This is a genomic window from Pseudomonas sp. I8001, assembly GCF_013385345.1.
In the GTDB taxonomy this organism is placed as follows: Bacteria; Pseudomonadota; Gammaproteobacteria; order Pseudomonadales; family Pseudomonadaceae; genus Aquipseudomonas.
In genome coordinates this window covers 75,467-99,422 of sequence record NZ_JACAQC010000024.1, presented here as the reverse complement: position 1 = coordinate 99,422, position 23,956 = coordinate 75,467, and the positions used below count along the sequence as shown (strand labels likewise).

At 61.6% G+C, this 23,956-nt stretch carries 30 protein-coding genes; 20 read left to right on the top strand and 10 right to left on the bottom strand.

Going from position 1 to position 23,956, the window contains the following annotated elements:
- The first annotated feature begins 157 nt into the window (after positions 1 to 157).
- Positions 158 to 319 carry a hypothetical protein gene (locus HX839_RS17045; RefSeq protein WP_023658806.1) on the top strand — a complete coding sequence of 54 codons (162 nt, stop codon included), beginning with the start codon at positions 158 to 160 and terminating at the stop codon, positions 317 to 319.
- A gap of 5 nt (positions 320 to 324) precedes the next feature.
- A complete protein-coding gene (locus HX839_RS17040) occupies positions 325 to 642 on the top strand; it encodes a hypothetical protein (protein WP_032899360.1) in 318 nt (105 codons plus the stop codon).
- A gap of 51 nt (positions 643 to 693) precedes the next feature.
- Here HX839_RS17040 and HX839_RS17035 read toward each other — a convergent pair whose 3' ends face one another.
- The gene (locus tag HX839_RS17035; RefSeq protein WP_134326556.1) at positions 694 to 1,152 is read right to left on the bottom strand and encodes a GNAT family N-acetyltransferase; all 459 of its coding nucleotides are present in this window, start codon (positions 1,150 to 1,152) and stop codon (positions 694 to 696) included.
- A 92-nt stretch (positions 1,153 to 1,244) separates the two neighbouring features.
- Here HX839_RS17035 and arr point away from each other — a divergent pair, with 92 nt between their 5' ends.
- From arr to HX839_RS17010, 5 genes are all read left to right on the top strand, one after another.
- Entirely contained in the window at positions 1,245 to 1,661 is a 417-nt protein-coding gene (gene arr, locus HX839_RS17030) for an NAD(+)--rifampin ADP-ribosyltransferase (RefSeq protein ID WP_023658807.1), read from the top strand.
- Positions 1,662 to 1,732: 71 nt separating this feature from the next.
- Positions 1,733 to 1,939, top strand: a complete 207-nt coding sequence (locus tag HX839_RS17025; protein ID WP_003207731.1) for a DUF1737 domain-containing protein — start codon at positions 1,733 to 1,735, stop codon at positions 1,937 to 1,939.
- A gap of 48 nt (positions 1,940 to 1,987) precedes the next feature.
- The gene (locus HX839_RS17020; RefSeq protein WP_177039932.1) at positions 1,988 to 2,356 is read left to right on the top strand and encodes a VOC family protein; all 369 of its coding nucleotides are present in this window, start codon (positions 1,988 to 1,990) and stop codon (positions 2,354 to 2,356) included.
- A 104-nt stretch (positions 2,357 to 2,460) separates the two neighbouring features.
- A complete protein-coding gene (locus HX839_RS17015) occupies positions 2,461 to 2,883 on the top strand; it encodes a hypothetical protein (RefSeq protein ID WP_003207738.1) in 423 nt (140 codons plus the stop codon).
- A 132-nt stretch (positions 2,884 to 3,015) separates the two neighbouring features.
- Positions 3,016 to 3,417 (top strand): TonB family protein, encoded by a 402-nt coding sequence (locus tag HX839_RS17010; protein WP_003207740.1) that lies wholly within the window; start codon positions 3,016 to 3,018, stop codon positions 3,415 to 3,417.
- A gap of 138 nt (positions 3,418 to 3,555) precedes the next feature.
- Here the strand turns inward: HX839_RS17010 and deoC are convergent, their stop codons facing one another.
- Positions 3,556 to 4,236 (bottom strand): deoxyribose-phosphate aldolase, encoded by a 681-nt coding sequence (deoC, locus tag HX839_RS17005; RefSeq protein ID WP_177067380.1) that lies wholly within the window; start codon positions 4,234 to 4,236, stop codon positions 3,556 to 3,558.
- Positions 4,237 to 4,379: 143 nt separating this feature from the next.
- Here deoC and deoR point away from each other — a divergent pair, with 143 nt between their 5' ends.
- The 10 genes from deoR to HX839_RS16955 all read left to right on the top strand — a co-directional run bounded on the left by deoR (position 4,380) and on the right by HX839_RS16955 (position 14,322).
- Positions 4,380 to 5,138 (top strand): DNA-binding transcriptional repressor DeoR, encoded by a 759-nt coding sequence (gene deoR, locus HX839_RS17000; RefSeq protein ID WP_177067379.1) that lies wholly within the window; start codon positions 4,380 to 4,382, stop codon positions 5,136 to 5,138.
- A 171-nt stretch (positions 5,139 to 5,309) separates the two neighbouring features.
- Positions 5,310 to 6,284 carry a substrate-binding domain-containing protein gene (locus HX839_RS16995; RefSeq protein WP_003207745.1) on the top strand — a complete coding sequence of 325 codons (975 nt, stop codon included), beginning with the start codon at positions 5,310 to 5,312 and terminating at the stop codon, positions 6,282 to 6,284.
- 93 nt (positions 6,285 to 6,377) lie between these two features.
- The gene (locus HX839_RS16990; RefSeq protein ID WP_256579610.1) at positions 6,378 to 7,394 is read left to right on the top strand and encodes a galactitol-1-phosphate 5-dehydrogenase; all 1,017 of its coding nucleotides are present in this window, start codon (positions 6,378 to 6,380) and stop codon (positions 7,392 to 7,394) included.
- A 93-nt stretch (positions 7,395 to 7,487) separates the two neighbouring features.
- Positions 7,488 to 9,008, top strand: coding sequence for a ribulokinase (locus HX839_RS16985; protein ID WP_087693921.1), 1,521 nt, complete (start codon positions 7,488 to 7,490; stop codon positions 9,006 to 9,008).
- Positions 9,005 to 9,991 carry a sugar-binding transcriptional regulator gene (locus HX839_RS16980; RefSeq protein WP_102606040.1) on the top strand — a complete coding sequence of 329 codons (987 nt, stop codon included), beginning with the start codon at positions 9,005 to 9,007 and terminating at the stop codon, positions 9,989 to 9,991. The genes HX839_RS16985 and HX839_RS16980 overlap by 4 nt, the downstream gene beginning before the upstream one ends.
- Positions 9,984 to 11,480 (top strand): sugar ABC transporter ATP-binding protein, encoded by a 1,497-nt coding sequence (locus HX839_RS16975; protein ID WP_003207752.1) that lies wholly within the window; start codon positions 9,984 to 9,986, stop codon positions 11,478 to 11,480. The genes HX839_RS16980 and HX839_RS16975 overlap by 8 nt, the downstream gene beginning before the upstream one ends.
- Complete coding sequence (locus HX839_RS16970; RefSeq protein WP_003207754.1) at positions 11,477 to 12,505, top strand: ABC transporter permease; 1,029 nt, start codon at positions 11,477 to 11,479, stop codon at positions 12,503 to 12,505. Before HX839_RS16975 ends, HX839_RS16970 begins: the two co-directional genes overlap by 4 nt.
- Before the next feature lie 10 nt (positions 12,506 to 12,515).
- On the top strand, positions 12,516 to 13,199 hold the full coding sequence (locus tag HX839_RS16965) for an HAD-IA family hydrolase (RefSeq protein WP_177054238.1): 684 nt from the start codon (positions 12,516 to 12,518) through the stop codon (positions 13,197 to 13,199).
- A gap of 87 nt (positions 13,200 to 13,286) precedes the next feature.
- Positions 13,287 to 13,478, top strand: a complete 192-nt coding sequence (locus tag HX839_RS16960) for a hypothetical protein (protein WP_023658809.1) — start codon at positions 13,287 to 13,289, stop codon at positions 13,476 to 13,478.
- Between the two features lie 208 nt (positions 13,479 to 13,686).
- Positions 13,687 to 14,322: a LysE family translocator gene (locus tag HX839_RS16955; RefSeq protein WP_008435048.1), complete on the top strand. Its 636-nt coding sequence runs from the start codon at positions 13,687 to 13,689 to the stop codon at positions 14,320 to 14,322.
- 1 nt (position 14,323) lies between these two features.
- On the opposite strand, the gene HX839_RS16950 is transcribed toward HX839_RS16955, so the two are convergent.
- Both HX839_RS16950 and HX839_RS16945 read right to left on the bottom strand, forming a co-directional pair.
- A complete protein-coding gene (locus HX839_RS16950) occupies positions 14,324 to 14,608 on the bottom strand; it encodes a hypothetical protein (RefSeq protein WP_003207761.1) in 285 nt (94 codons plus the stop codon).
- A 99-nt stretch (positions 14,609 to 14,707) separates the two neighbouring features.
- Positions 14,708 to 15,673: an AraC family transcriptional regulator gene (locus HX839_RS16945; RefSeq protein WP_008435046.1), complete on the bottom strand. Its 966-nt coding sequence runs from the start codon at positions 15,671 to 15,673 to the stop codon at positions 14,708 to 14,710.
- Between the two features lie 100 nt (positions 15,674 to 15,773).
- Here HX839_RS16945 and HX839_RS16940 point away from each other — a divergent pair, with 100 nt between their 5' ends.
- Together HX839_RS16940 and HX839_RS16935 are read left to right on the top strand one after the other, a co-directional pair.
- Positions 15,774 to 16,613 (top strand): SDR family oxidoreductase, encoded by an 840-nt coding sequence (locus tag HX839_RS16940; protein WP_032899357.1) that lies wholly within the window; start codon positions 15,774 to 15,776, stop codon positions 16,611 to 16,613.
- A 77-nt stretch (positions 16,614 to 16,690) separates the two neighbouring features.
- Positions 16,691 to 17,146, top strand: a complete 456-nt coding sequence (locus HX839_RS16935) for a GFA family protein (RefSeq protein WP_102606044.1) — start codon at positions 16,691 to 16,693, stop codon at positions 17,144 to 17,146.
- Position 17,147: 1 nt separating this feature from the next.
- On the opposite strand, the gene HX839_RS16930 is transcribed toward HX839_RS16935, so the two are convergent.
- Entirely contained in the window at positions 17,148 to 17,675 is a 528-nt protein-coding gene (locus tag HX839_RS16930) for a DinB family protein (protein WP_087693914.1), read from the bottom strand.
- A gap of 124 nt (positions 17,676 to 17,799) precedes the next feature.
- Here HX839_RS16930 and HX839_RS16925 point away from each other — a divergent pair, with 124 nt between their 5' ends.
- Positions 17,800 to 18,519: a tellurite resistance TerB family protein gene (locus HX839_RS16925; RefSeq protein ID WP_087693913.1), complete on the top strand. Its 720-nt coding sequence runs from the start codon at positions 17,800 to 17,802 to the stop codon at positions 18,517 to 18,519.
- Between the two features lie 175 nt (positions 18,520 to 18,694).
- Here the strand turns inward: HX839_RS16925 and HX839_RS16920 are convergent, their stop codons facing one another.
- The 5 genes from HX839_RS16920 to HX839_RS16900 all read right to left on the bottom strand — a co-directional run bounded on the left by HX839_RS16920 (position 18,695) and on the right by HX839_RS16900 (position 23,539).
- A complete protein-coding gene (locus HX839_RS16920; protein WP_177067378.1) occupies positions 18,695 to 19,498 on the bottom strand; it encodes a hypothetical protein in 804 nt (267 codons plus the stop codon).
- 144 nt (positions 19,499 to 19,642) lie between these two features.
- Positions 19,643 to 19,990 carry a DUF2493 domain-containing protein gene (locus tag HX839_RS16915; RefSeq protein ID WP_003217865.1) on the bottom strand — a complete coding sequence of 116 codons (348 nt, stop codon included), beginning with the start codon at positions 19,988 to 19,990 and terminating at the stop codon, positions 19,643 to 19,645.
- Between the two features lie 31 nt (positions 19,991 to 20,021).
- A complete protein-coding gene (locus HX839_RS16910; protein WP_256343952.1) occupies positions 20,022 to 20,225 on the bottom strand; it encodes a hypothetical protein in 204 nt (67 codons plus the stop codon).
- Positions 20,226 to 20,284: 59 nt separating this feature from the next.
- Positions 20,285 to 22,999, bottom strand: coding sequence for a magnesium-translocating P-type ATPase (gene mgtA, locus HX839_RS16905; RefSeq protein ID WP_023658814.1), 2,715 nt, complete (start codon positions 22,997 to 22,999; stop codon positions 20,285 to 20,287).
- A gap of 246 nt (positions 23,000 to 23,245) precedes the next feature.
- Positions 23,246 to 23,539, bottom strand: coding sequence for a hypothetical protein (locus tag HX839_RS16900; protein WP_003219143.1), 294 nt, complete (start codon positions 23,537 to 23,539; stop codon positions 23,246 to 23,248).
- Between the last annotated feature and the right edge of the window lie 417 nt (positions 23,540 to 23,956).

The window sequence follows — 23,956 nt, the reverse complement described above, 5'->3', positions numbered from 1 at the left end:
GGTTGTGCCCCCGACTGGTTCAACGCTCACTGATCCTGCAGAAGCACTCCGCGGCAGACCGAGAGGGAGCAGGTTGTTCAGGCGGGCTGTCGGAACGTATGATCGCAGCGAGCGCCCTTTTCCGGGCGCTGAGACTCACCCTTTGAAGGACATGAGCATGGAAAAGCACTTCGGTAATTCAGGCCTGTTCAAGGCTGCTTCGTATCACTGCATCACGCTCCTGGGCAGCGGCATTGCTCGCTGGGAGCTGAAAAATATTGCGTTGAATACGAAGGAGTTTTTGATATGTCCAAAGAACTACTCGGAGTTTCTGCTCTAGGGTTGATGGTGGTGGGGGAGTTTTGTGCAATCTACAGCGAGGTGGTAACCGCCAGGCTTGCCCAGACAGGGCATGGTTCATGGGAGGCGTTCGTCCTTCCCGTTGTGCTGATGTGTTTTGCCGGGCTTTGCCTGTTGGGTGCGTATTGGCTGGGGTACGTGGCGGTCGGTGATATCTGGGTCGTCACCGTGGTCTCAGTCACCTCCCTGTTGCTGCTTGAGCCCGTGGTGGTCTGGGCGCTGTTCCATGAAGCACCAGGGCGTGGCGCACTGATCGGGTTTGTCCTCGGCGCCTTGGGCATGCTTGCTACTGTATTGCTTTGACTCCGCCCTCTGGCCCGGCAATCAAACGCCGGGCCAGCTCGCCTCAAATGGTCACAGCTTCATCTTGAAGCCTGTGTGGGTTGGCAAGAACCCCAGGGACTCATAAAACCTATGAGCATCTGGCCGCGTACGATCACAGGTAAGCTGGATCAGTTGGCAGTGGCGCTGACGTGCTTGCTCAAACGACCATTCGAAGAATTGCCGGCCCAATCCGCTCCCACGCATTCGCTCGTGCACGCGGACGGCTTCGATTTGAGCTCGCCATGCGCCCCGATGAGAAATATTCGGAATGAAAGAAAGTTGGAGAGTACCGACCACCTCTTCATCAGCCACAGCGACGGCAAGAAACTGGTTCGGGTCTGCGTCGATGGCCTCAAACGCTCGTGTGTAGGAACGCTGAAGCGGAAGACTGCTATCTTCTCGAACAGCCCCCAGGGAGTCATTTGCCAGCAGCAAAACAATGAAAGGCAAGTCGTCGATACTGGCGCGTCGTATGGTCAGATTCGTCACAACGGTTTCCTGAGGTGCGGTGGTATAGAGGAACCCAGCCGATGGGGGCATTCGCATCCAAACATAACATTCATCCACGGAGCAACGAGCTCATGTCAAATACCGCTGGCATGTTCATCCGTCAGTTCTTTCACGGCACCCGGGCCGACCTGGAGCCCGGCGATCTGATCCGCGTCGGCTACCCGTCCAACTTTACAGAAGGTAAAGCACTGTCCTGGGTTTACTTTGCGGGCACGCTGGATGCCGCCATCTGGGGGGCTGAGCTGGCGCTCGGCAGTGGGCGGGAACGGATTTATGTTGTGGAGCCAACGGGGGCAATCATGGATGACCCCAACGTGACGGATAAGAAGTTTCCCGGCAATCCAACGCTTTCCTATCGCTCCACTGACCCTTTGCGCGTCGTGGCGGAGGTCACGAAATGGCACGGGCATCCGCCTGAACGGTTGCAGCAGATGAAGGACAACCTCGCGCGTTTGAAGGCCGAGGGTCGCGACGTGATCATTGACTGATATCATCGGGCACAAGCCGGCGTCACCCGATCGCCAAGTGGCTTTCCTTAACTGTTCCAGCAGGTGCTTCCATGCAGAATTCCCCTCCTGAAGGCCTACCTACCTATCGGATCCTGACAGGCAAGGACGATGCATCCTTCTGTCACCGGGTCTCTGAAGCGCTTGCGCTGGGTTACCAGCTTTACGGCTCGCCAGCGGCAACCTTCAATGGCGAGTACGTGGTGGTGGCACAGGCTGTCGTTTGGAACGCCGATAACAACGCTACTGTCAGGAACTGACGCGGGCTTGAATTAAGGTGAGTTCTCTCACTCCTGTCAGGTCAAATGATGAAATTCTCGTCTGTTCGTCTCGTTACCAACCACTTTAAACGGCTCGTTCAGTTCTATCACAACCTCTCGACTGTCGAGCCAAGGCACCTGGCTGACGGGTTCGCTGAAATTCACCTCGACGGCGTCGTCCTGGCCATAGCCGATGAACGCCTGGTCCGCCTTCACAACGATGGACTGGCAGTCGCCGCCAGCAACCGTTCGGCGATCCTGGAGTTTCAAGTGGACGATGTGGAGGCCGTCCTGCTGCGTATCGGTCGGGCTGATGTGGTGATGCCGGTGACGGTCATGCCATGGGGCAACACTTCGGTATTGCTGCGTGATCCGGATGGAAGCCTGGTCAACGTCTTTTCGAGACCTTGCCGCTGAATTGGTCCGCTGTTGTCGCCAGGTTCGGTAGGGTCGATAACGGGTTAAAGTAATCAGCTTAAGCGCCGATCAATTAACATCGATACCGGAATTGGATATTTGACATGATCACGAACGTCAGCAGTCTCGCTTCAGTACCCGCCAACCCAAGTCCGGCCAGCGTCAGCGATAGCTCCAAGACCGAAGACTCTGGAACCTTGAGTCTCAACCCGGACACGGGTGCCAAAAGTGCGCCCGCTGCAGGTGGCGGCCAGGCGGCATCCACGTCGCAGGAGTCCGACACCGTCAAGGCGCTGAAAAAGCAGATTGCGGAGTTGCAAAAGCAGCTTCAAGAGCAGCAGCAAAACATGCAAAAGGCCCAGGCCAGCAATCAAAGCGCAGACGCCAAAGCGGCCGCCGTGGCTGCCGCCCAGGCGCAGATTGCCGCAACGGCAGCTGCATTGCAGTCTGCGTCTTCGGCGTTGTTGCAGGCACTGACTTCCGACGGTGGAAGCGGTACCGGTTCCATCGTCAGTACCACCGCCTGAGAGGCAGATTTGGTTTTCCACAAGAAGCATTCGTGTACCCACGGGCCATTCTGTTCGACCTGGATAACACGCTGACGCACCGAGCCTTGATTAGCCTCACCTTGCACACCAAACGTCAACGGAACTGCGTTTATGAAATACAGCTGGATCGCACTTGTCTTACTGCTTTGTGCCTGCACGAGCGGCCCCACCCGGGAACAACTGGCAGAACAACGCTTATGGGAATACCAGTTGCTCACTCACCTCAATCACTTCAAGTCGTACCCCGAAGAAGCTCGCCTGCAAGGATTGACCGGCTTGGTCAGGGTTGAATTCGTGGTCGACGCCAAAGGCAACCTGATACGCCACAAAGTCATCAGCCATACAGGTTCGGATCTGTTCGTCAGCGCCGTGGAGAGATTCGTTCCGGCGGCGTCGCCAGTGCCTGCGCCTCCACCCTCAATGCTGCTCAAAGGCGAAATTCAAGTGGTAGCCCCGTTTGTATTCTGCCTGGAGGGCGTGGCCTGCGCCGGCTCACCGCCACGCCGGCTGTAGATGACCTGCGGATAAATTCCGGGCAAAGAAAAGCCCGCGATGGGGAGCGCGGGCTTAAAGGTTTTCACCAGGAGCTGAGATGACCATAGGCGCCCGACTGTGAAAGGGTTGTGAAAGGGCGCCAGCGCTGCACTCAACTCAGTAGGCGCCCGCGGCCGCCTTTGCGCCGCTGACGATGGCGATCCCGGAGCTGCTGCCCAGGCGCGTAGCACCGGCTTCGATCATCGCCTGGGCCGTCGCCAGGTCGCGCACGCCGCCCGACGCTTTCACGCCTATCTGCGCCCCCACCACGCCGCGCATCAGGCGCACATCCGCCAATGTCGCGCCGCCATGGCCGAAACCGGTGGAGGTCTTGACGAACGCCACGTTCAGCTCGCGGCACAGGCTGCAGGCATGGGTTTTCTGCTGGTCATCGAGCAGGCCGGTCTCGAGGATGACTTTCAGCGGTACCGCGCCGCAGGCCGCCAGCACCTGGGCAATATCGTCGCGTACCTGGTCCAGCAGGCCATCCTTCAGCCAGCCGATGTTCAGCACCATGTCGATCTCGCCTGCACCGGCCTCGATCGCAAGCTTTGCCTCATAAGCCTTGGCCGCACTCAAGCCCGCACCCAGGGGGAAGCCGACGACGGCACAGACCAACGGCGCGGCGTCGCGCAGGCAGTCGGCGGCCAGCGGCACGTTGGCGCTGTTGACGCACACGGACTTGAAGCCATGCTCGCGGGCCTCGGCGCACAGTTGGCGAATGCTCGCCTGGGAAGCATCGGCGGCCAGCAGGGTGTGGTCGATATAGGCCGCGAGCGGCAACGGATCAGTCGGCATGGCAAGTGTCCTGTAAGGATGAGGTGCTGGGAAAAGGCGGTTTGTGTTAAGTTGGATGCATTAAATGTGAAATAAATAACATTGTAAATGGAATTTGTGACTGCCCTGATCAAGGGCTCGCATTCAACGAGGGTTGGAACGCAGTGGATTCAAAGAAAAGCGAAAGATTTCGGGCCATGCAAAAGGCCTTGCAGGGCGAGTCGGCGATTCACTTGCGTGACATGGCCGCATTGCTGGGCGTATCGGAAATGACCCTGCGCCGCGACCTGGCAGACAGCCCCCAGGGCCTGCGCCTGTTGGGCGGGCACGTAACCCGCAGCGGGCCGCCGGAGCCCGATTACCAGGTCGCCGAACAGGACCAGCGCCACGTCGCCGAGAAGCGTCAGATCGGCGTGCTGGCCGCCAGCCTGGTGCGCCCCGGCGACACGGTGTTTATCGATTGCGGCACCACCACGCCGTTCATTATCGAGGCGTTGCCGGATGACCTGGAGTTCACCGCGCTGTGCAATTCCCTCAACGTATTGCTCAAGCTCCAGCAAAAGCCCCACTGCACCATCATCCTCTGCGGTGGCACCTTTCATCGGCGCAACATGGTCTTCGAGAGCCATGCCGAGGCGGGCATCCTGGATAGCATCCGTGTGGCGTGGGCGTTCATTTCCGCGGCCGGCGTCAGCGCCGCCCACGGTGTGACCTGCTACAACCTCAACGAAGTGGAGGTCAAGCGCCGGGTCATGGCGCGGGCGCAGACCTGCGTGCTGGTGGCCGACCACAGCAAGTTCGACGAAGTACGTGCGGCACACTTTGCCGAGCTGTCGGACTTCCAGCGGGTGATCAGCGACCCCGGGCTCGAGGCGGCACAGCAGCAGGTGATCAGGGACAGCGGGGCGATCCTGCTGATCTGACTCAAACAGCATTGTGATTTTTATTTCATTTGTTCGGAATTTAACAAATTGGCCTTGACACTCTCGGGAGCAAGGCATAGTTTTTCAAATGTGATCGCGGTTCACATTTGTGAGCACGGCCTCCCTGAAGGCCGTGCCCGAATCCTGACAACAATAAAAATAGGAATCACCATGCTCCAGATAGCCCGTAAACCTGTTCATGTGCTGGCCCTTGCACTGGCTGTCGCGGCCTCGGCGCTGGCGCTGAACGCCCAGGCCAAGGATCTGAAGATCGGTTTCAGCCAGGTCACCCTGCAATCTCCCTTCTACGTACAACTGCGCGACGGCGCCAAGGCTGCAGCGGCCAAGGGCGGCGACGAGCTGATCTTCCTCGACGCCAACGGCGATATCAGCAAGCAGAACAACGATATCCAGGACCTGCTGACCCGTAAGGTCGACATCCTCATCATCAATGCCGTGAACCCCGACGCCGTGGGCGCGGCCCTCGACGCCGCCAAACGCGCCAAGGTGCCGGTGATTGCCGTCGACCGCGCAATCAATGCCCCGGTCGCCACCACCATTGGCCGTAACAATGCCGAGATGGGCGAGCTGTCCGGCAAGGCGCTGCTCGCCGCGCTCAAGCAGCGCGGCGTGACCAAGGGCAAGATCATCGAGATTCAGGGCGACGCCGGCGGTACGGTGATGAAAGAACGCCGCAAGGGTTTCCACACCGCTTTGGCCGGCACCGACTTCAAGATCATCGACGGGCCCTACAGCGAGTACATGCGCGCCAACGCAGTCACGGCAATGCAGGATTTGCTGCAAGCGCACCCGGACCTCAAGGCGGTGATCGCGCATAACGACGACATGGCCATGGGCGCGCTGCAAGTGCTCACCGAAAGTGGCAAGAAAGACGTCCTCGTGGCCGGGATCGACGGCTTGTCCGAGGCCTTGAATGCCATCCAGAGCGGCGATCAATACGTGGCCACCGCCCTCAACGACCCACGCTACCTGGGCGAGGTCGCCATCGAGGCGGCGCGGGCCCTGGCGGCCGGCAAGTCGGTGCCGAACTTTGTCGACGCCGGCACCCAGGTGGTGACCAAGGCCAACGTGGCCGAGGTCAAGCATGACTCTACCTTCGGCGAATACCGCCCCGGCGCGCTCTGACGGATCTGCGCCGCCACGCTATGGATTTTTGCGGGCACCTCTTGCGGGAGGTGCCTGGTCGAACGCACTCGTCACTCAACAGAGGAATTCACTGTGAAAGCTGCCGTCATGTACCAACCGGGCGATATCCGGGTCGAAGATGTTCCAAAACCTGCGGTCAAGGCCGGCCACGCGCTGGTTCGGGTCGCCGCCTGCGGCGTGTGCGGCTCGGATATCCCGCGCATGCTGAGCAAGGGCGCCCATGTGATGCCGCTGATTTGCGGCCATGAATTCGCAGGCTTTATCGAAGAGATCGGCAGCGGTGTCGACGGCTATGCCATCGGCGAATTGGTGACAGTGCCGCCGATGATCCCGGACGTCAGCAGCGACCAATATGCCCGAGGCTTTCCGTCCCGCTCGGAGCGCTACGATTACTTCGGCAGCCGCCGCGACGGCGCGTATGCCGAGTACGTCAATGTGCCCCTGAGCAACCTGATCAAGGTGCCCCAAGGCATGGACCCGATTGCCGCGTCCCTGGTGGACCCGGCGGCGATTGCCCTGCATGCGATCTGGAAAGCCGACTTCAAGGCCGGGCAGAGCGGTGCGGTGGTAGGTTGCGGGCCGATCGGCCTGTTTGCGATCCAGTGGCTGCGGATCATGGGGGCCAAGGACATCGTCGCCATCGACATCGCCGAAGAGAAACTCGCCATGGCCCGCGAAGCCGGCGCCACCCACACCCTGCTCAGCGGCGCGGCGGATGCCGAGTTGCCCCGTTGCCAACTGGTGATTGAAGCGGCAGGCCATCCCAGCTCGATCAACCAGGCCGTGCAACTGACCAAGGCTGGCGGGCATGTGGTGTTTATCGGCATTCCCACCAGTGACGTGGCCCTCAGCACTGCGACGTTCTCGCACTTCCTGCGCCAGGAAATCTCCCTGCACGGCGCCTGGAACTCGTTCTCGGCACCGTTCCCGGGCGATGAGTGGACGGCCTCCATCGACAAGCTGGCTTCCGGTGAATTGCAGTGGCAGTTCATGATTACCCACGACTTGCCGCTGGATGAATTGCCGGCGATGTTCAAGCGCTATGCCGATCGCAGCGAAGTCGCGGCCAAGGTAATTTTCCGTCCCTGAGCCGCGTCAGCTGTGTGTCGCCAAGCCCGACGACGCTGTGCGTTGCCGGGCTTAAAACAAAAAGCGTTGTTACAAGACGCAGGAGAACTACCGATGACCTTGTTGTTGGGACTGGATTTCGGAACAGGTGGGGTGCGGGCCGGTTTGTATGACCTGCACAGCCACAAACTGGTACACGTCGCCGAGGCGCCGTATGCCACGCAATACCCGCAGTTGGGTTGGGCCGAGCAGGCGCCGGCGGACTGGTGGTCGGCGCTGGGCAAGGCCTGCCGGCAGTTGATGGCCCAGGCCGGGCACCCGCAGGTGGCGGCGGTGTGCGTCGCCACCACAGCCTCCACCGTGGTGGTTGCCCAGGCGGACGGCCAACCCCTGGCCCCGGCGTTGTTATGGATGGATTGCCGCGCCGCTGCCGAGTCGGCGCGCACCGCCCACGTCAGCCACCCGATGATGAACCAGGGCGGTGACGCGGTGGAATGGCTGGTGCCCAAGGCCATGTGGCTGGCCGAGCACGAGCCTCAGGTTTACCAGCGCGCCGAGCGTATTTGCGAGGCCGTGGACTGGATCAACTTTCAGTTGACCGGGCGCTGGGTCGCCTCCCAATTGAATGCCAGTTGCAAGTGGAATTACGACACCCTGCAGCAGCGTTTTCCGGTGGAGTTGTACGCCGAACTGGGCGTGCCTGAACTGGCGCAAAAACTCCCTCAGGAAGTGATCAAGGTCGGTGGCCGGATCGGCCCATTGAGCGCCGATGCCGCCAATCATCTGGGCCTGAGCCGCGACACCCTGGTGGCCCAGGGCGGAATCGACGCCCACATGGCAATGCTCAGTGCTGGCACCACTGGCGCCGGCGAGCTGTTGTTTATCGGCGGTACCTCGGTGGTGCAACTGATGCACACCCCGCAACGCATCGACGTACCGGGCATCTGGGGCCCGTACCCCGGCGCCTTGCTCGACGGCCAATGGTTGATGGAAGGCGGGCAAGTCTCCGCGGGTTCGATCCTCAACTGGCTGGCGCAAAAGATGTTCGGCCTCGACGATGCCGGGCACCAGCGCCTGATCCGCCAGGCCGCAGAACTGCAGCCCGGCTCCACCGGCTTGCTGGTGCTCGATTACTGGATGGGCAACCGCACACCGTACCGCTCACCGGACATGCGCGGCGCGATCATGGGCCTGTCGCTGAACCATGACCGGCATGACCTGTACCGCGCCTCGGTGGAAGCGATTGCCCTGGGCTCGGCGAACATCTTTCACACCTGGCGCTCCGAGGGCATCGAGATCACCCGGGTGGTCGCCGCCGGTGGTTTCCAGAAGAACCCGTTGTGGTTGCAGGCCACGGTGGATGCCACCGGTGTGCCGTTCGAAATGGTGCCCCACGACAACCTCACCCTGATCGGCACCGCCGCCGCTGCCGCCTGCGCCCTCGGCGAGTTCGGCACCTTGCAGGAAGCCGCTACCGACTTCACCACCATCGGCCGGCTGATCGAGCCCGACCCTTACGCCCACGAGCAATACATCGAGCTGTTGGGCCGCTATCGCGCCGCCACCGACAGCGTCGCGCCCATCAGTTGCAAGCCACCGGCGAACCGCACGCTCGGCGTAAGGCCGGCAGCATGAGCGCCCATCCTGAAGAAACGTTTGCCACGCGGTTGTCGGCCGATTCCCAGCGTGATGACTTGATGGTCCAGGTGGCCAAGCTGTATTACGACCTGGAAAAGACCCAAAGCGATATCTCCCGGGAGACCGGCCTGACCCGCTGGCAAGTCAGCCGCTTGCTGCGCGAGGCGCGGGATTGCGGGGTGGTGCGCATCGATATCGTCGCTCGCTCGGCGCGCTTGCCGCAGCTGGAAGTGGCCTTGCAACGGCGTTTCGGCCTGCGTGAAGCATTGGTGCTGGATGTGGAAGATGCCGACACCGCGCTGAACGTGGTGACCCAGGCCGCCGCCCGTTACCTGTGCAACTTGCAGCCGATGCCGGCGCTGATCGGCGTGTCGTGGGGCCGCACCCTGACCAAAATGGCCCAGTGGCTGGTGCCGCGCTGGAACGAGGGGGTCAACGTGGTGCTGCTGAACGGCGCGATCAATACCCGTTCGATGGGCGAGTCCAGCCATAACGTCGCCGAGCGCTTCGCCCAGGCTGCCCGTGGCCAGGCCACGTTGCTGCCGGTGCCGGCGATTCTCGGGCATGTGCATACCCGCGAGGCGCTGGAGCAGGACCCGGTGATCGCCCAGGTATTGCGCCTCGGGCAACAGGCGCCGGTGGCGTGTTTCAGCCTGGGGGAGTTGTCTGATCATTCGGTGTTGATGGAGTCGGGTTACATCGACCGGCCATTGCTCGAAGAGCTGGAACGCCTGGGCGCCGTCGGCGACATCATGGGCCGCTTTATCGGCATGGACGGTGAACCGGTGATGCCCGAACTCGACGCCCGCACCCTGGGCCTGCCGTTGGCCGCCTTGCGCGACAAGGCCTGGTCCATTGCCGTGTGCGTCGGCGCGCAGAAGCACCGCATCGTCCACGCCAGCGTCAAGGCCGGCTATGTCAATGTGCTGGCCACCGACGCGGCCACCGCCCGCTATTTGCTGGAGCAGGATCATGAGTGAGTTGGCCCTGGATATCCGTCATGTCAGCAAGCGTTTTCCGCCCAATGTGGTGGCGCTGACCGATGCCTCCCTCGACGTTCGGCCCGGTGAGGTGCATTGCCTGCTGGGTGCCAATGGCGCGGGCAAAAGTACCCTGTTGAAAATCGTCGCCGGCGCCCATCGCCCGGATGGCGGCGAGATGTCGGTGGCGGGCCGGCGGGTGGAACTGAAGAATCCGCAACAGGCGCGCCAGGCCGGGATCGCGATGATCTATCAGGAGCTCGACCTGATCCCGCAGATGACCGTCGAAGAGAACCTGATGCTCGGCTATGCGCCCCAGCGCTTCGGGATTATTTCCCGGGGCAAGCGCAGTGCGTTGGCCAAGGCCGCACTGTTGCGGGTCGGGGCCAACTTCTCGAGTTCCGACCGGGTGGGCAGCCTGTCGATTGCCAACCAGCAATTGGCGGCCATCGCCCGGGCACTGACCTGTGAGGCCCGGCTGGTGGTGATGGATGAGCCTTCGGCGGCGCTGAACGAGACCGAACTCAAGCGGGTGTTCCAGGTGATTCGCGAGATCACTGCGGCGGGTGTGGCGGTGCTGTATGTCAGCCACCGCTTGAATGAAATTCGCGAGATCGGCGACCGGGTCACGGTGCTGCGTGCCGGGCGAACCCTGCAAACCCACGAGCTGGCGCAGATCGACGACCAGGCGCTGATCGCCGCCGTGGTCGGCGAGCACCGCGACCTGCTGGAACGCAGCCCGCGTCAGGCGCCGCGGGACAACCTGGCGCTGAATATTCGCCGGCTGCAAGGCGAGCAGGGCCTGGACGTGCAGGGGCTGGAAGTGCGCCAGGGCGAAATTGTCGGGCTTGCCGGGCTTAACGGGGCAGGGCGCAGCACGTTGCTCAAAGCCTTGTTTGGCGTGGGGCGCAACGACAGCGATGTTGAACTGTTTGGCCAGCCTTATCAGCCGCAAACCTCGCGCCAGGCGATCCGCCAGGGCGTCGGGTTGGTGCCGGAAAACCGCAAGACCGAAGGCCTGCTGCTGGATGCGCCCATCTACCGCAATGCCTGCCTGGTGCACACCCGGCACTTGAACTGGTTTTCCCATCGCCAGGCCAAGGACCGCGCCGGCCCGGTGCTGCAGCGCTTGCAGACCAAGCTCGACAACCTTGAGCAACCGGTACGCCAGCTCTCCGGCGGCAATCAACAGAAGGTGGTCATGGCCAAGTGGGTGATCGACGGCGCGCGCCTGTTGCTGCTGGACGAGCCCAGTCGTGGCCTGGATGTCGGCGCCAAGGCCGACCTCTATGCCCTGGCCCGCAGCCTGGCGCAGGAAGGGGCGGCGGTGCTGGTCGCCAGCAGCGAGCTGGACGAGTTGTACGTCAATTGCGACCGCATCTGGGTGATGCATGAGGGGCGCAACGCGCTGTGTTTCGACCCCTTGACTGCCAGTCGCGACCAGATCGACCAGGCCATCCTTATCGGTAGAACGAGTGTAGAACCATGACTATTGCAAGCAACCCAAGCCCGGTTTTCGATAAGCCCGTCACCCTCACCAGCCGCCGTCGCAGTGCGGTGCTGGAGTGGGTGATGCGCTACAACTTTGTGTTCATTTTCCTGTTTGCGGTGGTGGTGGCGACGTTCCTGTCGGACGACTTCCTGACCTTCGGCAACATCGCCAACCTCTTCCAGCAGGGGGCGATTGTCGGGATTATCGCCATCGGCATGACCTTCGTTATCCTTACGGCCAATATCGACCTGTCGGTGGGCAGCCTGTGTGCCTTCGGCGGGATCCTGGTGGCGGTGCTCCTGCAGCAGCAGGTCAGCGGCTGGCTGGCGGTGCCGGCCACGTTGCTGGTGGGACTGGCCATCGGCACCTTGATGGGCAGCCTCACGGTGTTTGGCAAGGTGCCGAGTTTTATCATCACCCTGGCCGGGCTGGTGTCGCTGCGCGGGGCCACCTTCCTGGCATCCGACGGTGCGCCGATTGGCGGATTGCCGGCCAGCTTCACCTCGTTCGGCTCGGCCATGATCGACATCTGGCCCAGCGCTGGCATTGCGTTTCCGGTGCTGGGGCTGATCTTTATCCTGATCACCGTCATCGCCTGGCTGGTGCTGCGCTACACGGTGTTTGGCGAGTATGTGCTGGCCACCGGCGGCAACCTGGAGGCTGCGCGGCTGTCCGGCGTGCCGGTGCGGGCGGTGACGATTGCGGTGTTCGCCATCTGCGGCGGCCTGGCAGCATTCGCCGGCTTGTTGATGACCTCACGCCTGCACGTCGGCCAACCGACCGCAGCCCAGGGCCTGGAACTGGATGCAATTGCCGCCGTGGTGCTGGGTGGCACCAGCCTGTTCGGCGGGCGCGGCAGCGTGGTAGGGACGGCGGTGGCGGTGATGCTGCTGCAGGTGTTGCGCAATATCTTCAACCTGCTGGGGCTGGGCTCGTTCTACCAGATGGCGATCACCGGGGTGATCATCGTGCTGGCGATTTTGCTCAACCGCTTGATCGACCATTACGCCGGGCGCACCTGAGGACACCGTGATGAATGCACCGCTACCCGCGCCGATCAAGGCCGTGATCTTCGACATGGACGGCCTGCTGCTCGACACCGAAGGCATCTACACCGAAGTCACCCAACTGATTGCCGACCGCTACGGCCGCACCTTTGACTGGAGCATGAAGCAGAACACCATCGGCCTGGGGGCTTATGAACTGGCCAGCTATATCGTGCAGGCCGTGGGCTTGCCGATGAGCCCCGAGGCGTTCTTGCAGGAACGCACACCATTGATGAATGCGCGGTTTCCCCAGGCGGCGGCCATGGCCGGGGCCCAGGCGCTGGTGCGGCATTTGTCGGCCCACGGTGTGCCGATTGCGGTGGGTACCAGTTCGTCGCGGCACTATTTCGAACTGAAAACCACCTTGCACCGCGACTGGTTCTGCTTGTTCGATGCCATCGTCACCGCCGATGACCCTCAGGTAGGCGCTGCCAAGCCGGCGCCGGATATCTTCCTGGTGGCCGCCCAGCGACTGGGAGTGACGCCCGCTGAATGCCTGGTGTTCGAGGATTCCCCATTCGGTATCACTGCGGCCAAGGCGGCCGGGATGTACGCCGTGGCCATCCCGGACCCGGCGATGCCGCAGGAGAAGTTCCTGCATGCGGATGGAAGACTGCTGAGCCTGGAGGCGTTTGACCTCGCGCGATGGGGGTTGCCAGCCTACCGCTGACTCGACGTCCGGTAGGCTGCCTCGTCGTCAGCGGGTGTATGGTAGACCGGGCAAACACCTGGATTATCTCTGGAGAGAGAGGTGACTATGAGCACTCCCATGCTGAACAAGCTGCATCTCAACGGTTATGACATCGTGCAGGTCAACAGCGGCCCGTGGCGCGTCTGTACCAAGGCTGATCGCCTGGCATCCTTCGGTTCCCGTGAGCAGGCGCTGGCGTATGCCGCGGCGCTACCGGGTTACAAGGCACGGTCGAGGCCGGTCGCCAATGATGCATGAGCCCTCAACAGCCTCGGTCAATCCGGGGCTTTTTATTGGCACCCAATTGAGCAACACATGACCGGTGGCGAGGGAGCTTGCTCCCGCTGGAGTGCGAAGCGCTCCCAGGATTTTGGGGCCGCTACGCAGCCCAACGGGAGCAAGCTCCCTCGCCACACAGAGGATATGGTGGGATGATTCGCAGCTGATCAGCCCGTAGGAACCTGTCATGTCCCTGGCAACCTTATTTCTGTTCGTCATGATGAGCGCCGCGATTATCGCGATACCTGGCCCGACGGTTCTGTTGGCCCTGCAAAATGGTTCGCGTCATGGTTTGCAGGCGGCGTTCTGGGGCATGGCCGGGGCGGTGTTGGCCGACGCTTTGCTGGTGACGGCGGTGGCGTGTGGCCTGGGATTGCTGCTCGCGGCCAGCGAAGGGTTGTTTCAGGCGCTGAAATGGATCGGTTCGGCGTACCTCATCTGGATCGGCTGGCAGATGTTGCGATCACCCCAGGCGGCGTTGCCATCGGTGGGCGAAGGTGAGGACGGCGGCACCCGCTCGGCGAGTATTTTCACCCGCAGTTTCCTGGTGGCGATTTCCAATCCCAAGGCGTTGTTGTTCATGTCGGCATTCCTGCCGCAATTCGTCGACAGCACCCAGGCGCAACTGCCGCAGTACGCGTGCCTGTTGCTGGCGCTGTGCGTGCTCAATGTCAGCATCATGATGTTCTACGCGGTATGCGGGGCACGCTTGCTCAGTCGCTTGCGGCCCGCACATTTGCAGCATTTCAATCGCGGGGCGGGTGGGTTGTTGATGACGATGGGCGTGCTGTTGGCCGCTTACCGTCGTGCCCCGGCTGCGTAACTTAAACGAATGGCTGGCCGTGGAACCCGCGTGGCAGGCGCTGACGGCCTGGCAGGTCGGTCAGGCGCTGGGTCCAGGCACTGCGCCAGTCACCGGCGGCATGGGCGGTTTTGGACTTGCGCGCGGCACGCCGAGCGGCGTTGCGTTGGGTGCGGCGGGCTTCCTTGAAGACTTCGGTGTTACGGCAGGTACGGCACTTGACCCGATTCAGCTCGGTGCTGGAAGGGAGGTTGTTGCCGTGATGACCGCAGGCAAGATGCCCGGCGACCTTGAAGTGAATGACCATGTAAGCGTCTCCTTCTTGGGGGATGCGTCGCATCGGTAATCTGCTGATGCGCGCGGGCAGGGCGGGGCAGCCATTGGCTGATGTTCACCGCTCTGTCTTTTATGACAGTTCGCTGCCCCATGCGTTCGTTTGAGGGTATTGCGCCTCCGTCGACACCCGTAGCGCCTGCTGGTAATGCAACGGCGAGCGGCCGATCTCACGTTTGAAGGCATGGCTGAATGCGCTCTGGGAGTTGTAGCCCAGCGAGAGCGCGAGCTCGATCAACGAGCGTTTGCCCTCAGCCAGCGCCCGCGCTGCCAGACGCATGCGCCACTGGGTGAGGTAGGCCATCGGCGAGACCCCGGCGACGTCCTTGAAGTAGGCCGCAAAGCTGGCTCGCGACATTGCACACGCCTTGGCCAGTACCTCCAACGGCCTGGTTTCGCCCGGCTCGCCATGGATAAGGCGCAGCGCCGGCGCCAGGCGTTTGTCGGTCATGGCGCGCAGCCAACTGCCGGACAGCGGCGGTGCGGTTTCGAAATGCAAACGCAGAATTTCGATGAACATCAGGTGCGCCAGTTGCGATGAGGCCACTGCTGCACCCGGACGATCATGCTCCCGTTCACGCACCAGTTGATTGAGCAACCAATGCAGTGTTTCGAGCGCATGGGTCCTGGCATTCAAGTGGATGAAGGGCGCCAGTGCTGCACGTAGCAGGTGTTCGGAGTCAGGGCTGAGTTCCACCTTGCCGCCAATCATGAAGAACTCATCCCCATCGCCGTGATACGCCAGGGCACCCACTCGCTTGTCGAGGATCTGTTGCAAATCCACCGGTGTTGCACTCAGGTCACTGGCCATGACATGGGGCCTTTCGGCCGACAGTAGAAACACATCGCCTTCGTTTACCGCAATGGGCGTGCTTTCGCCTTTGATCTTCAGCCAGCACGTCCCTCGCAACACGCCCCAGAACTTCAATTGGGTAGCCGGTGGAAAGGCGATCGCCCAGCGTCCGCCCGCCACCAGGCCGCCGGACATCACGGAGCGGGCTTGCATGAAGGTGAGCAACTCGGAAAATGGATCAGTCATGATTTAGACGATTGCTTATAAAAATTGGAGTCTAGCGCATTCATCGTCTAGGTCGGATGGATATGCTGGGGTCTCCAACGTCACTACAGAGGGTTTGATCATGACATCACGCACTTGGTTGATCACCGGAGCCAACAGTGGCTTCGGACGCGAGATGACCGAGCAATTATTGGCACGGGGGGAGCGCGTTGCGGGCACGGTCCGGGATTTGGCGAGCATGGCGGACCTGCGAGCGCTTCATGGCGAAAGGCTGTGGCTGGCCGAGTTGGATCTGACTGATACCCCGGCGATTCGCCGGGTGGTCGATCAGGCATTCAAGGCGCTGGGGTCCATTGAGGTGGTGGTCAGTAACGCAGGCTACGGCCTTTTCGGCGCCGCAGAAGAGATGACCGATCAGCAGATCGAGCATCAATTGGGTACCAACCTGCTGGGTTCCATTCAATTGTTGCGCGCCGCGCTGCCCCACCTCAGGGCCCAGGGTGGCGGGCGGATCCTGCAACTGTCCACCATGGGCGGGCAGGCCGTTTTCCCGGGTGGTTCGCTGTACCATGCGAGCAAGTGGGGAATTGAAGGCTTTGTCGACGCCTTGGGCGAGGAAGTGGCTTGTTTCAACATCGGCTGCACCCTCATCGAACCCGGTAGCGCCCGCACCGGTTTTCGCTACCGCAGCGCGCAACTGGCGCCACGCCTGGAAGACTACGACCGTTCTCCTTCCAGCCACGCACGGCGGATGATCGAAGGCGGCACGACGGTGTCGTCGGGTGACCCGGCCAAGATGGTTGCGATCATGCTTGCCAGCGTCGACCAGCACCCTGCGCCCAAGCGCATTGCCTTGGGGCCAGACGCCTACACCGTGATGCACAAGCAGCTCAGCGACCGTCTGGCAGCACTGGAAGCGCAAAAGGACCTGGCATTTTCGACGGACTTCTTTGTGCCGTAACGAAACCGGCATCGCTGTTCGCGACGCACCCGCTCGTTTATCCTCCGGTCACACACACAATGTGACTGGAGTGGAAGATGAGCAATCAAGAGTCCCAGGAAGGCGGCTGCCGTTGTGACCGGGTGCGTTTTACCGTGACCGAAAAACCATTGATCACCATGGCGTGCCACTGCACCGGGTGCCAGAAGATGTCATCCAGCGCGTTCTCGCTGAGCGCGCTGATCCCCAGCCACGGATTCACCATCACCCAGGGCAACCCGGTGATCGGCGGGTTGCATGGCGTAGACCGCCACTACTGCTGCCCCCACTGCATGAGTTGGATGTTTTCCCGCCCCAATGGCGTGGAAGATCTGATCAACCTGCGTCCCACCATGCTGGATGACGCCAGCGGTTATGTGCCATTCATTGAAACCTGGACCAGTGAAAAGCTGCCGTGGGCGACTACCCCGGCACAGCACAGCTTTGCGCAGCTCCCGGAGAGGGAGAGTTTCCCCGCGCTGATACAGGCGTACGCCGAGTACAGCGGCGGTTGAACTAGTCCATCAGCGCCAGCAGGTCGGTGTCGCCCACGTCGCGCCCGGCCTGGGTCAGCAGCGTTGTCACCTGGCCCCGGTGGTGGGTCTGGTGATTGAAGAAGTGCACGAGCAGGGCATGAAAATTCTTGTTCATGGGCGTGCCCGCCATGTTGTGGTACTGCAGGGGCTGATCCAGGTCCGGCTCGCTGATGGATTGCACCCAGTCGATGATGAGCTGGTCGAGCCAGGCGCGATGGGCCGACAGTTCACGGATATCGGCGAAGGCCAGTTGATTCAGACGTGGCGGCAACCCCAACGCGTCTAACGGTACCAGCGCGGCAAAGCCTGCCGGATGCTCGGCGAAACGCTTGAGCCAGACGCGATCACCCAGGGCGAGGTGGTTCAGCGTGCCAAGGATCGATCCGAAGAACGCGCCACGGTCGGCAATCAAGTCTTCGTCGCTCAGGCCGTGGGCCGCTTCATACACCTTGCGGTTCATCCACTGGTTATAGGTCGCCATCAAGGCAATCTGCTCGGTACGGGTCACGTGAGGTTCCTCGATGGGGGGCGCGTCGCCATGATAATGCGAGCCTGCCGGGCGGTCATGGTGTTCTCGCGCAGCGCAGCTATTGTTGTTGATCTGGAACTCTGCGCCCTGGGAGGGTGACACCATGAATACCGGCGATCTACTGGAACAATTGTTGCGGGCGGGCCAGGCCTCGTCCAGCCAGCAGGGCGGCGCTGCACCCGGGTCTCAGGGCGGGCTCGGTGGTTTGGGCGGCTTGCTTGGCGGTTTGCTGGGCGGCAGCGCTGCTTCGGCTTCCGGCGGTGGCGGCCTTGGTGGCTTGCTCGGTGGCCTGGGCGGCATGCTCGGCGGAACCCGTGCGGCGCCTCAGGGGCGCACCGGCGGCACCAACTACGCGGCGCTGGCGTCGTTGGGGATGATGGCGTTCCAGGCGTATCAGGCCTGGCAGCGGCAACAGGCGTCGGCGCCGCAGCAGGCGTTGCAGACGGTTGACCAGTTGTCTGGCGCGCAGGTCGAAGAACACAGCCACGCCGTGCTGCGTGCATTGATCGCGGCAGCCAAGGCGGATGGCGAGATTGATGAGCGGGAGCAGCAGATGATCTCGGCCGAGATCGGCAAGCACACCGATGACCCGCAATTGCAGGCGTGGCTGGATGCCGAGGTGGCCAAACCGTTGAATGCGGCGGATTTTGCCGAGTTTGCCGGCGACCCGGCGGTGGCGTCGGAGGTGTACCTGGTCAGTGTGCTGCTGGTGGATGACCAGCGGGACGCGGAGCGCAATTATCTGGATGAGCTGGCGGCGCAGTTGAAGATTGATCCTGCGTTGCAGGTGCACCTGGAGCAGCAGGCCAAGGGGCAGGTTTAAATCGCTATTTACGGTCATACCAAACCTGTGGCGAGGGAGCTTGCTGTGGCGAGGGAGCTTGCTCCCGCTGGAGTGCGAAGCGCTCCCAAAGATTCCGGCGCCGCTACGCAGCCCAGCGGGAGCAAGCTCCCTCGCCACAGCAAGCTCCCTCGCCACAGGGATCATCGTCTGCGGGTTAGAACCGCAGTGTGGCCCCCGTCGTGAGCCATTGATGCTGATCCCCGATCAAACTGCGTCCTACCACCAGGTCCACGTCCACATTCTTGCCGATATGCATCCTCGGCCCGGCTTGCCACGCCTGGTCGCCGCCTTGCTGGCCGTAGCGTTCGGCGATCAGTGTCAGTGAGTCCATCAGGCTGTATTCAAACCCGGTGCCCCAGGTCGGCCGATGGGTCTGGTCGCCGTCGTTATAAGCGTGGCTCCAGCCGGCGTTGAAGTTAAGCCGCAGGGCCTCCATGGGCTGCCAGGTAAACGGCACATTCAAGTCCGCGCCATCAAACGAGTGCTGGCGGTTCAGCGCGTAATGTACGCCGGCAGACGCGGCCAGTTCCAGGCCCAGGTCTTCCCGGGCCCACAACTGCGCCTTGAGCTGCGGATTCACTTGGGTTTCGCCGTCGCCATCATGGTTGGCCCGGGACACGGCGGCAGTCCACTGCAACCAAGGAATGGCAGCGGAGGTGCAGGCCGGCGCCAGGGTTTCACTGTGGGTTGAGCCCGCGTGCCGGTTGGCGGTGAACCAGGCGTCGACATTGCATTCGCCTGGGGCGTTGATTGCGCCGTCGTCGACCACGTAGGAGCCGCCTGCCGCATGGGCATTCGACATCAGGCTGAGCACCAGCACGATGCCCGCGGTCACGCCGACGAAAATCAGGTTGCGCCGCACTGCCCGAAGCTTGGAGGCGGGCAGGGGATGGAAGGTAACGTGGGTGGTGCGGTTGCGGTATTTGGCGAAACCGTCAGGGGTGTGTTTCTTGTACATGGTGAACCTCGATCAACAGCCGGTGGCGCGCCCCGACCGGACTTGGCAGGGACGCGCCGTGTTTCAAATAGAAAAAAGTGTGCAACGGGGTACCGCTACAACGGGGTTCTTCGTTCATGCCTGGATACTCCAATAAGGGTTGATTCAGCTGTCTACAGTCAGCACATGGATGCCACTGGCCCTGGCCTGGCTCACCAGTTCCGAGGTGTCGTCGCCACCGGGCAGCGCGATGATCACGTCGGGCCGGCTGTCGGTGAGCATGAACTGGTTGCGATGGCGTTCGGCCTGCTTGCCATGGCGTTGCCAGTTGGGTGGGTAACGCACCACATCCACTCCGGTTTCCCGGGCCCAGTCTTCCACGTCGCTGCCCAGGAACTGGCTGCCACCGTGGATCAACACCTGCACCGGGCGCAGGCGGTGGTAGGCGTCCAGCACCTGGCGGGACATTTTTGTATCGGCGTAATGACGACCTGCACAGATCAAGACGCGCATGGTGATCTTTCCTTGTAGTGCGTATTGCCATTTATCGACGCGGGCGCAGCAAGCGGATACAGGTGCTGTTCAAGCTGCTGGAAAAACCCAGCATGAAGCGCATTTCCACGGCGCTGAGCACGTTGCGCGCGTACAGCCGTACGCCCAGCACCATCACCGCCTTGGCCGCCTGGGCGAGGCCGAACACCAGCAGCGCGCGAGCAGCGTTGTCGAGGTAGCTCATAAGTGTGTTCATTGTCTGTCTCCGCGTGCACTGGCTATCTACCGATAGCCAGCGCTTTCAGGGGCGGTTGATCAGTACCACTGCTTGAAGCGGCGGATGTAGAGGGTTTTCATCAGTTGTGCCACGCAGCAGTAGGCGACCAGGGTGCCCACCAGCCATGGGAAGTACGCAAGTGGCAGCGGCTCCAGGCCAACCATCGCGCCCAGCGGCGAGAACGGTACGTAGATGCCCAGCCCGATCACGATGCAGGTCATCATCATCACCGGCCATGCGGCGTTGCTCTGGAAGAACGGGATCTTGCGGGTGCGCAGCATGTGCACCACCAGGGTTTGCGAGAGCAGCCCCTCGATGAACCAGCCGGACTGGAACAGGGTCTGCATTTCCACGCTGTTGGCCGAGAACACGTACCACATCAGGGCAAAGGTGGTCATGTCGAAGATCGACGAGGTCGGCCCGATCCAGATCATGAAGCGGCCAATGTTTTTCGCGTCCCACTTGCGTGGCTTGGCCAGGTATTCCTTGTCCATCTTGTCCCACGGCAAGGCCAGCTGGGAGATGTCGTACATCAGGTTCTGCAGCAGCAGGTGGATCGACAGCATCGGCAGGAACGGGATGAACGCACTGGCCACCAGCACCGAGAACACGTTGCCGAAGTTGGAACTGGCGGTCATGTTCAGGTACTTCATGATATTGCCGAAGGTCTCGCGGCCTTTCAGCACGCCTTCTTCCAGCACCATCAGGCTCTTTTCCAGCAGGATGATGTCGGCGGATTCCTTGGCAATGTCCGTCGCGCTGTCCACCGAGATGCCCACGTCGGCATCCCGCAAGGCCGGAGCGTCGTTGATGCCGTCGCCGAGGAAGCCCACGGTGTGGCCGTTGGACTGCAAGGTCTTGAGCACCCGCGACTTCTGCAGCGGCGTCAGCTTGGCGAACACCGTGCGCTCCTCGACCCGCAGCTTGAGGGTGGCGTCGTCCATCGCTTCGATTTCCGTCCCCAGCAACGGTACGCCTGGCTCAAGGCCTACCTGGCGGCAGATCTTGCTGGTGACGATGGCGTTGTCGCCGGTGAGCACTTTGACCGCCACGCCAATTTCGCGCAGGGCAGCGATCGCCGGGCCAGCGGTTTCCTTTGGTGGATCAAGGAAGGTCAGGAAACCACGGATCACCAGGTTGCGCTCATCGGCCGTGGTGTACTGCTTGCGGGCGAGTGCCTGGGGAATGTTGCGGGTGGCCAGCACCAGCACCCGGAAGCCGTCTTCGTTGTAGTCCTGGGCAATCGCCAGCAACTCGTTGCGACGACGATCATCCAGCTCGACGGCCACGTCGCCTTCCATCACGTGGGTGGAAATGCTCAGCATCTCCTCGACCGCACCCTTGCACACCAGCAGGTGATCGTTTTGCGCGTCCTTGACCACGATCGACAGGCGACGGCGAATAAAGTCGAACGGCAACTCATCCACCTTGCTGTAGGCAAACGGCACCTGGAACTTCGGATTCTGCTCGGAGAACTGTACGACCGCCTGGTCCATCAGGTTCTTCATGCCGCTCTGGTGATGGCTGTTGAGCCAGGCGAGGGTCAGCACTGAATCATCACGGTTGCCAAAGGCGTTGACGTGGTGCTCGAGGATGATCTTGTCCTGGGTCAGGGTGCCGGTCTTGTCGGTGCACAGCACGTCCATCGAACCGAAGTTCTGGATCGCGTTGAGGCGCTTGACCACCACCTTGCGCTTGGCCATGGCGGTTGCACCCTTGGCCAGGTTGGCGCTGACGATCATCGGCAGCATTTCCGGGGTGAGGCCTACCGCCACTGCCAGGGCGAACAGCAACGCGTCGCTCCAGTCACCCTTGGAGAAGCCGTTGAGGAAGAACACGATCGGCGTCATTACCAGCATGAAGCGGATCAACAGCCAGCTGACGCTGTTCACCCCGCGGTCAAATGCGGTTTGCACTCGGGAGCCGACAATCGCCTTGGCCAACGAGCCAAAGTAGGTACGCGGGCCGGTGGCAACCACCACGGCTTTCGCCCGGCCGCTGACCACGTTGGTGCCCATGAAACAGATGTTCGGCAGGTCCAGCAGGTTGCCCTGGTCGGCCGCCGTGGACGTGGCGGATTTTTGCGTCACATCCCCGAGGGTGTCGTACTTCTCTACCGGCAAGGCTTCGCCGGTCAGCACGGCCTGGCTGATGAACAGGTCGCGGGACTCGATCAGGCGGATGTCGGCCGGGATCATGTCGCCGGCAGACAGTTGCACGATATCGCCGGCCACCAGGTCGCGCATCGGCACTTCCCGCAGGGTCGGCTTGGAGCCCACTTGCTCGCGGCGCAACACCGTGGCGGTGGTACGCACCATGGCCTTCAAGGCCTCGGCGGACTTGGCCGAACGATGCTCCTGCCAGAAGCGCAGCAGGCTGCTGAGCATGACCATGGTCATGATAATGATGACCTTGGTCAGGTCGGCTTCTTCACCGGCCTGCAGTGGCAGCCAGTAGTCAGTGAAGAAACTGATGGCGCCGAGGGTCAGCAGCACATAGATGAACGGGTTGTTCAGGGCCTGGAGGAATTGCACGATGGCGTGAGGCGGCTTGTCGTGGGCCACCTCGTTGTAGCCTTCACGTTGCAGGCGAGCAGAGGCATCCAGTTCGGTCAGGCCATCCTTGGTTGCCCGGACATTGGCGAGGGTTGCCGAGAGGCCGTTCTGGGCTTCGCGGGCGGCACGCATCGACAGCTTGGTGTCGGTATCCGTGCCGTTTTTCTTGTGCAGTTTCGGGTTTTTTACTGCGCTCATTGTGTGTACTCCTGTCGCCAATTTTTCGACAAAACATACCCGGTACTTACCTGATGACAGGCGAGCGAAAGCATGCCGAGTCGCTGACTTCGCGATCGGTTTAAATAAAGTGTTGGGTAACTTTCTACAGGCCCGCTAACAGCGCGTTAGTTAACTAACGCGCAGCGGGCTACTACTGGCTTCGTCCATAGAGAACTCCAGCTAATCAAGTAACGGATAATCAGGAAGTTGCTGTTTCCAGCTGGCTTATGCCGCGCGAGCGTCCACGTAGAGGCTCAGCATCAGGCTCGCTTGCGCGACCAGGCTGGAAACGTCCCGTCTCTGTGGGTCTTGAGGGTCGGCGTGATCCCATTGCTGGACCAGGTGGCCGGTGGTGGGGCAGATACGCCAGTGTGCCCGGGGAGTCGGGCACACGCGGGGGGATGAGGTCACAAAGGTGCTGCGGGTAGGGGAAAAGCCTACGGGCTCGCGGCACAATTTGGCACGCAGGGCGTTAGCCAGCGTACGCAGATCAGGTAAAACAATCAGTTGAAAGGTCATAACACACCTCGGGACCGGACTGGCATCCGGTGAGGCAGTTACGTTGGAGCGTCAGGCTCTAGCGCAGCTTACTCGGCCGGAAAGGCGAGTCCCGTCATTTTTTCTGGGTTTGGCGCCCGATTCGCCGCATTCACGGTGATCGGACAACGACTAGATACTGTGTCCATTGGCTTCTTTTGTGAGGTTGAAAAATGGCCCTGAGTTGCAGGCACGGGGAATTTACTCAGGCAGTTGCCGGATGTCAACGTTTAATGACTTAAATTGTTACTGGTTCAGAGTTTGTTCAGATAGAAGGTTGGGGGAAGTTGCAATATCAAGTGTGCTTATTGATAAATGCTCGGTGTGTGGAGGGTAGGTGAAGTAACAATAGCCGGATAACTTATTGCGGGGTTCCGAAGCCTGCGTTCGGCCAGCGTG

Bases quoted from the DNA above. Each gene is read 5' to 3' on its own strand.
- HX839_RS17045 (WP_023658806.1), top strand. From the start codon at position 158: ATGGAAAAGCACTTCGGTAATTCAGGCCTGTTCAAGGCTGCTTCGTAT.
- HX839_RS17040 (WP_032899360.1), top strand. From the start codon at position 325: ATGGTGGTGGGGGAGTTTTGTGCAATCTACAGCGAGGTGGTAACCGCC.
- arr (WP_023658807.1), top strand. From the start codon at position 1,245: ATGTCAAATACCGCTGGCATGTTCATCCGTCAGTTCTTTCACGGCACC.
- HX839_RS17025 (WP_003207731.1), top strand. From the start codon at position 1,733: ATGCAGAATTCCCCTCCTGAAGGCCTACCTACCTATCGGATCCTGACA.
- HX839_RS17020 (WP_177039932.1), top strand. From the start codon at position 1,988: ATGAAATTCTCGTCTGTTCGTCTCGTTACCAACCACTTTAAACGGCTC.
- HX839_RS17015 (WP_003207738.1), top strand. From the start codon at position 2,461: ATGATCACGAACGTCAGCAGTCTCGCTTCAGTACCCGCCAACCCAAGT.
- HX839_RS17010 (WP_003207740.1), top strand. From the start codon at position 3,016: ATGAAATACAGCTGGATCGCACTTGTCTTACTGCTTTGTGCCTGCACG.
- deoC (WP_177067380.1), bottom strand. From the start codon at position 4,236: ATGCCGACTGATCCGTTGCCGCTCGCGGCCTATATCGACCACACCCTG.
- HX839_RS16995 (WP_003207745.1), top strand. From the start codon at position 5,310: ATGCTCCAGATAGCCCGTAAACCTGTTCATGTGCTGGCCCTTGCACTG.
- HX839_RS16985 (WP_087693921.1), top strand. From the start codon at position 7,488: ATGACCTTGTTGTTGGGACTGGATTTCGGAACAGGTGGGGTGCGGGCC.
- HX839_RS16980 (WP_102606040.1), top strand. From the start codon at position 9,005: ATGAGCGCCCATCCTGAAGAAACGTTTGCCACGCGGTTGTCGGCCGAT.
- HX839_RS16975 (WP_003207752.1), top strand. From the start codon at position 9,984: ATGAGTGAGTTGGCCCTGGATATCCGTCATGTCAGCAAGCGTTTTCCG.
- HX839_RS16970 (WP_003207754.1), top strand. From the start codon at position 11,477: ATGACTATTGCAAGCAACCCAAGCCCGGTTTTCGATAAGCCCGTCACC.
- HX839_RS16965 (WP_177054238.1), top strand. From the start codon at position 12,516: ATGAATGCACCGCTACCCGCGCCGATCAAGGCCGTGATCTTCGACATG.
- HX839_RS16960 (WP_023658809.1), top strand. From the start codon at position 13,287: ATGAGCACTCCCATGCTGAACAAGCTGCATCTCAACGGTTATGACATC.
- HX839_RS16955 (WP_008435048.1), top strand. From the start codon at position 13,687: ATGTCCCTGGCAACCTTATTTCTGTTCGTCATGATGAGCGCCGCGATT.
- HX839_RS16950 (WP_003207761.1), bottom strand. From the start codon at position 14,608: ATGGTCATTCACTTCAAGGTCGCCGGGCATCTTGCCTGCGGTCATCAC.
- HX839_RS16945 (WP_008435046.1), bottom strand. From the start codon at position 15,673: ATGACTGATCCATTTTCCGAGTTGCTCACCTTCATGCAAGCCCGCTCC.
- HX839_RS16940 (WP_032899357.1), top strand. From the start codon at position 15,774: ATGACATCACGCACTTGGTTGATCACCGGAGCCAACAGTGGCTTCGGA.
- HX839_RS16935 (WP_102606044.1), top strand. From the start codon at position 16,691: ATGAGCAATCAAGAGTCCCAGGAAGGCGGCTGCCGTTGTGACCGGGTG.
- HX839_RS16925 (WP_087693913.1), top strand. From the start codon at position 17,800: ATGAATACCGGCGATCTACTGGAACAATTGTTGCGGGCGGGCCAGGCC.
- HX839_RS16920 (WP_177067378.1), bottom strand. From the start codon at position 19,498: ATGTACAAGAAACACACCCCTGACGGTTTCGCCAAATACCGCAACCGC.
- HX839_RS16915 (WP_003217865.1), bottom strand. From the start codon at position 19,990: ATGCGCGTCTTGATCTGTGCAGGTCGTCATTACGCCGATACAAAAATG.
- HX839_RS16910 (WP_256343952.1), bottom strand. From the start codon at position 20,225: ATGAACACACTTATGAGCTACCTCGACAACGCTGCTCGCGCGCTGCTG.
- mgtA (WP_023658814.1), bottom strand. From the start codon at position 22,999: ATGAGCGCAGTAAAAAACCCGAAACTGCACAAGAAAAACGGCACGGAT.
- HX839_RS16900 (WP_003219143.1), bottom strand. From the start codon at position 23,539: ATGACCTTTCAACTGATTGTTTTACCTGATCTGCGTACGCTGGCTAAC.